Below are 5,182 nucleotides of genomic sequence, written 5' to 3'. Positions count from 1 at the left end.
GGGCGATGCTGCCGACGCCGTGGGCGGCGACCACCGGGGCCAAAACGACTACCATGGCGCCGGTGGGGCCGGAGACCTGKACGTTGGATCCGCCCATGACGGCCGCCACCAGCCCGGCCACCACCGCCGTGATGAGTCCGGCTTCTGCGCMGACGCCGGAACTCACCCCGAAGGCCAGGGCCAGAGGGAGYGCCACAATGCCCACCGTGATGCCAGCGAACAAGTCAGTCTTCCAGGCGGACCGCAGAAGCCCGTAGTCGCGGCGTGACGGCAGGAACCGCGCCATCCGTCCCTGGGCAGTGCCGGCTGCCCGGTCCGGGCGTGAGGTCTGGGCCGCGCTCACAGCGCTGAGCTCTCGGGGCTGGCGGGKCTCTCGGGGCCGTCGGTGCTCCCGAAACGGTCGGGGCTGCCTAGGGGGCCCGTGCTGCCGAGGTGGCCGGCGGGCAGCTCCTGCGCCAGCCGAAGCTGTTCGCTGGATCCGGCCAGGCTGTCCAACAGGAAGACCCGGGCGATCGCCAGCAGTTCCGAGATCTTGGGATGCGCCAGCCGGTAGGTCACGGCATTCGCCGTCCGGACCGACGTCACCACCCCGTGCCGGCGCAGCGTCGCCAGGTGCTGGGACAAATGCGAGGCCTCCAGGCCCGTCTCGGCGAGCAGGTAGCTCACAGGGGCTGCCGTGTCCGGCGCTGCGGCCAGAAGCTCCAGGATCCGGATCCTGGCCGGGTGGGCGAGGGCCTTGAACAGGTTGGCCTTGATTTCGTACAGCGGGGTCTGCGCGGGGGTGATCATGGACGKAAGGGGATCATGGCAGGAGAACGCTTTCTCGCATCCAAGGCATCGGTGCCCGGCGGCCTTCGATCACCCGTGGATTGATGGATTGATGTTTTCATCATATCGCATCGGTCAAGCCCGCMCGGCCCGAGCCGGGCGCCCCTGCCCGCTGGGCCCCGGCGCACGCCCGGGCCAAGCATCCCTGCCGCCCGGCGCTCGCCCTGTCATGAAGCCGGGGCGCCGCTGGCGTGGCGATAGGCTGGAACCATGACTATCAATCCGGATCTGCAGGGGCGCAGCTACCCTGCCGCAGAGGTGTACGACGTCGGCCGCGAGAGGATCCGCGAGTTCGCGCGCGCGGTCAAGGCCACTCATCCCGCCCACTTCGACGTCGCCGCGGCCAAGGCACTGGGACACCTCGACCTCGTCGCGCCGCCGACCTTCGCCATMATCGTCGCCCAGCGCGCCGACGCGCAGCTGATCGAGGATCCGGAATCCGGCATCGACTTCTCCCGCGTGGTCCACGCCGACCAGCGGTTCACCCACCACCGTCCGATCGTCGCCGGGGACCGGCTGGTCGCCGAACTGTACGTCGACGGCGTCCGCGCCATGGGCGGCGGGGCCATGATCACCACCCGCTCGGAAATCTTCGCCCTGGGCAACAGCGATTCCGCCGATGTCCGTGAGCCGGTCGCGACCACCACCTCGTCCATCCTGGTCCGCGGAGAGGGACAGTAGCCATGAGCATCAACATCGCAGAACTTACGGTCGGCCAGGACATCGGCAGCCGCAGCATCGCCGTCACCCGCACCGACCTCGTCAAGTACGCCGGCGCATCCGGTGACTTCAACCCGATCCACTGGAACGAGGCCTTCGCCACGGGCGTGGGCCTGCCGGGCGTCATCGCCCACGGCATGTTCACCATGGGCGCGGCCGTCCAACTCGTCACCGACTGGGCCGGCGACCCCGCCGCTGTCGTGGACTTCCAGACCCGATTCACCAAGCCGGTGCCGGTGGCCGACACCACGGGGACKCCGGAAGCCGGCGCCGTGATCGAGGTCAGCGGCGCCATCGGAGCGCTCGACGCCGACGCCGGCACCGCCCGCGTCGACCTCACGGTCATCTCGGCCGGTCAGAAAGTCCTGGTCAAGGCCCAGGCCATCGTCAGGCTGGGCTAGCCTGTGGCGCTGCTGTGACTAAGGAGACCAAAGACGTCTTCGTCCCGGCTGCCGAGATCACGCACTGGCGGAATGCCGTGGTGGTGGCCTACGCGGCCAGCGGAATCGCGTTTTCCACGTGGGCATCCCGGCTGCCGGCCATCCGCGACGGCCTGGACCTGACTCCCGGCACCATCGGGCTGCTCCTGCTCTGCATGACGGCGGGGTCCTTCCTGTCCGTGTCCGCCTCGGGCCTGATTGTCCTTCGGCTCGGCTCCAAGCGCACCATCCGGATCGGCAGCATCATGGTCGGGTTCGGGCTGATGCTGGCAGGCTTCGGCACCTCCGTGCTCGCCAACCCGGTGGCGGTCGCCGCGGGACTGTCAATCATCGGGCTGGGCACCGCCAGTTGGAACACGGCGTCCAACGTCGAAGGCGCCGCGGTGGAACGCGCCGTCCGCCGCCACATCATGCCCCGGMTGCACGGCTCCTTCAGCCTGGGGACAGTGGCCGGAGCCGGGCTGGGTGCATGGGCTGCCGGCGCCGGGATCCCGGTCTTCTGGCACCTCGCCGCGGCCKGCCTGCTGGTGGCCGGCTCCGTGACCGTCGCTGCGGCGTGGTTCCGCGCCGACATCACGCCGGTGCAGGGGGAACAGCCGTTCACGGCCTCCGGGACAGATACCTTCGAAGATCCCTCCACCGGGCCCATCCCCATCGTCCGGCAGGCGGACGCGGTCCCCGAACAGCCACTGGACAACAAACGTCAGATCGCCCAGGCCTGGCGGGACCGGCGCACCCTGCTGCTGGGCGTGCTGGTCCTGGGCCTTGCCCTCGCCGAAGGGGCAGCGGGGGACTGGGTGGCGCTGGCGCTCGCGGACGGMCATGGCCAGTCCGACGCCGCCGGGGCCGCCGGATACGGACTGTTCGTCACCTTCATGACGGTGGGCCGCTTCGCCGGAACGCTCGTGCTGGACCGGTTCGGTCGCGTCCCGGTGATGCGGTGGTGCGCCGCACTGGCAGTAGCTGGCCTCGGACTGTTCGTCTTCGCCCCCGTGCCGTGKCTGGCCTACGTGGCCCTGGCCATTTGGGGGCTTGGCGCCTCGCTCGGTTTCCCGGTGGGCATGTCCGCCGCCGCCGACGATCCCGGCAAGGCTGCCGCACGTGTCTCCGTCGTCTCGACGATCGGCTACGGCGCGTTCCTGTGCGGTCCGCCGCTACTGGGGCTCCTGGCCSAACACGTGGGCATCCTGCACTCGCTGCTGGCCGTGATGGTGATGCTGATCGGCAGCTTCCTGCTCTCCCCGGTGGCGCGTAAGCTCCCCGCAGCCGTTCCCGCCGCCTAGCTAGGTACAATCCACCACCGGCTTAGGCCGGCGCACGATCCCGGCTAGGCTGGTCAGGTGACCCCGATTCTGCTCTCCGCCCTGACCACCTCAGCTGTCGGCGGCCCCGCCGGCAGCTACATCGAAGCCCGCAGCGAGGCCGAGATCATCGATGCCGTGCGGACGGCGGACGCCGCCGGCCAGCCCTTGCTGATCATCGGCGGCGGTTCCAACCTGCTGGTGTCCGACGCCGGGTTCCCCGGAACGGTGCTGAAGATCGCCTCGGCGGGGTTCACCGTCAATGCCGAGGACTCCTGCGGCGGCGTGGCGGTGGTGGTGCAGGCCGGCCACAACTGGGATGCCTTCGTTGACCACGCCGTGAAGCATGCCTGGTCCGGCGTCGAAGCACTCTCCGGAATTCCCGGCGCCACCGGAGCCACTCCCGTGCAGAACGTCGGCGCCTACGGGGCCGACGTCTCGCAGACGATCGCCGCGGTCCGTACGTGGGACCGGKAACGCAACGCAGTCAAGACTTTCACGAATTCCGAACTCAAGTTCGGCTACCGTGACTCCGTCCTGAAGCAGGCCACCGTCAACGGTTCACCGCGCTATGTGGTCCTCACCGTGGAATTCCAGCTCCCGCTCGGCCGGATGAGCGCCCCGATCCGCTACGCCGAACTCGCCCGGGCGCTCGGCGTCGAGCAGGGCCAGCGGGCCTACTCCAACGACGTCCGCCGGGAAGTGTTGCGGCTCCGGGCCTCCAAGGGCATGGTGTGGGACGCGGCCGACCGGGACACCTACTCGACGGGGTCCTTCTTCACCAACCCGATCGTGTCCGAGGACGTCGCGGCACGGCTGCCGCAGGACGCCCCGCGCTACCCCGGCGGTGCCGACKGGCTGACCAAGCTCTCKGCGGCGTGGCTGATCGACCAGTCCGGTTTCGCCAAGGGCTTTGGGCTGGCCCCGGACAGTGTCTCGGGCGGCCGGGCATCGCTTTCCACCAAGCACACCCTCGCCATCACGAACCGGGGCGGGGCGAGCACGGCGGACATGCTGGCCGTTGCGCGCGAGGTGCGCCACGGCGTCGTCGAACGCTTCGGGATCGAACTGCACCCGGAACCGCTGCTGATCGGCGTCGCCTTGTAGGAAAGGCCGGTCCTTTGGMGAACGCCACCGCAACGGGGCCGCCCGCCGCCATGCCCGGGCCAGGGACGCATCGAGGTTGGGGCGATTTCCCTACAGCAACTCCTGAACGTGCAGGCTGAGCCACAAGACCACGGTGTCTTCGGGGTTGTCCACATCAATTCCAAAAAGTTCCMGGAGACGCCGCAAGCGGTAGCGGAGCGTATTTTGGTGCACTGAAAGTGCCGCCGAGGTTTTGGCGGAATCGCGGGAGAAATCGAGGTAGGTGCGTAAAGTGCTCGCGTATTCGGTTCCTGATTCGGCGTCATACTTCCTCATGCTGGCAGCGGCCGGAGACACAAGGTGGGGCGAGTTTCGGAACAGTGCACCGAGTTCCAGCAGGGTCAGACGACTGCGCATTTCCTGAGCGTTGGCGTAGTCGCCGGGGCTCCGGCCGGAGGCKAGCATCAGCAAGACGAGGTCCGCGTCGTGCCGGGATCGGCTGATGTCTGCAACGGCGGTGACGGTCGAGCCCGTTGACGCCCGCAGCTTGACCCGCAGGGACGCCGCTGAACGCTCGATCAGGCGGCGGGCCAGGGTCTCAATGGATCCGGGGCCCGAAGTGGGCGCATCGGCGAACAACGCATAAATAGTGGTGCCGATGAGTACGCACTGCGCACCTTGCCGGTGCGTTTCGCATTGGGTMGTGACAAGGTCGACGAGGCGGATCAGGGACAGCTCGTMGGACTGGCCGAGCTCCAGTTGGAAAGCCGCGACGACGAAGGGACCTGAATGCGTCAGTCCGAGCTG

7 protein-coding genes are annotated in these 5,182 nt (G+C 68.8%); 4 read left to right on the top strand and 3 right to left on the bottom strand.

Translation table 11 applies throughout. The features are described 5' to 3' along the window. A partial coding sequence (locus AC1DBQ_RS21550) for a SulP family inorganic anion transporter (protein WP_476930457.1) occupies positions 1-286 on the bottom strand: 286 nt, incomplete at its 3' end. A gap of 53 nt (positions 287-339) precedes the next feature. Continuing rightward, positions 340-789 carry an ArsR/SmtB family transcription factor gene (locus tag AC1DBQ_RS21545; RefSeq protein WP_476930456.1) on the bottom strand — a complete coding sequence of 150 codons (450 nt, stop codon included), beginning with the start codon at positions 787-789 and terminating at the stop codon, positions 340-342. 249 nt (positions 790-1,038) lie between these two features. On the opposite strand from AC1DBQ_RS21545, the gene AC1DBQ_RS21540 reads away from it, so the two are divergent. Genes AC1DBQ_RS21540 through AC1DBQ_RS21525 form a run of 4 tightly spaced genes read left to right on the top strand, consistent with a single transcriptional unit; the run spans position 1,039 to position 4,396 of the window. After that, positions 1,039-1,509, top strand: coding sequence for an FAS1-like dehydratase domain-containing protein (locus tag AC1DBQ_RS21540; protein WP_476930455.1), 471 nt, complete (start codon positions 1,039-1,041; stop codon positions 1,507-1,509). A 2-nt stretch (positions 1,510-1,511) separates the two neighbouring features. Next, positions 1,512-1,949, top strand: coding sequence for a MaoC family dehydratase (locus tag AC1DBQ_RS21535; RefSeq protein ID WP_476930454.1), 438 nt, complete (start codon positions 1,512-1,514; stop codon positions 1,947-1,949). Between the two features lie 14 nt (positions 1,950-1,963). Beyond that, positions 1,964-3,271, top strand: coding sequence for an MFS transporter (locus AC1DBQ_RS21530; protein ID WP_476930453.1), 1,308 nt, complete (start codon positions 1,964-1,966; stop codon positions 3,269-3,271). A gap of 57 nt (positions 3,272-3,328) precedes the next feature. Further along, complete coding sequence (locus AC1DBQ_RS21525; protein ID WP_476930452.1) at positions 3,329-4,396, top strand: UDP-N-acetylmuramate dehydrogenase; 1,068 nt, start codon at positions 3,329-3,331, stop codon at positions 4,394-4,396. Between the two features lie 90 nt (positions 4,397-4,486). Here the strand turns inward: AC1DBQ_RS21525 and AC1DBQ_RS21520 are convergent. Continuing rightward, positions 4,487-5,182: PucR family transcriptional regulator (locus AC1DBQ_RS21520; RefSeq protein WP_476930451.1), on the bottom strand; the 696-nt coding region annotated here is incomplete at its 5' end.

It is taken from the genome of Arthrobacter sp. 10T413_2 (assembly GCF_056394205.1).
Note: the sequence above shows the minus strand (reverse complement) of the source record. Positions and strands in the feature narration are given on the sequence as shown.